General features: G+C 46.3%; 1 protein-coding gene. It reads right to left on the bottom strand.

Going from position 1 to position 756, the window contains the following annotated elements; genetic code table 11:
• Positions 1 to 13: 13 nt before the first annotated feature.
• Positions 14 to 756: hypothetical protein (locus tag ABE093_RS13515; RefSeq protein ID WP_430761434.1), on the bottom strand; the 743-nt coding region annotated here is incomplete at its 5' end.

Genomic DNA, 756 nt, shown 5'->3' on the forward strand with positions numbered 1-756 from the left:
CTTGAACGATTAGTTAGGGCGCACTGGTTTCTCGGACTTTGCTAACAAGTTCGCATAGGCGTCGACATGGCTCTTCATATATTAGGTTCCAGCTAATAACTCTCACTGATCCGTCCATGTCTATATGACGCTCAGAATCTTCACGGTAGGTGAAGGTGCGTTCTTGCATCGTCTCGGTTAGAAGCCCCAGAGATTTCAGCTTTTCCGCCCAAACCCCATGGGTATGTGCTAGCGGAGATGTTGTGATTTCAATTGTTGAGCTGTTGAAATTTGAGTCGATTTGACGCTCCGCAAGAAGTTCGTGCGGAGGCTGTAAATGACCAACTTTAAGTAGTTCATCTCTGAATTGTTCTAATTCATCGTCTGAAAGAATTTCAGCGGCCGCTAGAATAAGCTCATCTTCGGGTGAGGCAATTCCATCATCTTGAACAATTCCAGCTACAACGATGGCGATGATGCGAGGACCATATCTTTTGGATTTTGACAAGCAAACAGAGCGATAGGCCTCAAACACAATTTCCGATTTTGCATCATCCTCTAAAAGCTCGTCTAGGCGCTCATGCAATGAGTTGCCTTCCAGTTCTCCGTTTAGTAATTCGCTGCAAAATGTACGGTAAAACTGAATTGCTCTTTGCCGAGTCCAGCGTTCAATAACTTTTCGTTTGACCAGGGATTCGACGAGCTCGGTGAGCTTGTCGGCAATATATCCAGTCGCAGCCGTAGTTGCTGGGTCCATGTGCGCCCTAACACCTGAGT

The sequence above is a fragment of the Solilutibacter silvestris genome, from assembly GCF_050574925.1.
In the GTDB taxonomy this organism is placed as follows: domain Bacteria; phylum Pseudomonadota; class Gammaproteobacteria; order Xanthomonadales; family Xanthomonadaceae; genus Solilutibacter; species Solilutibacter silvestris_A.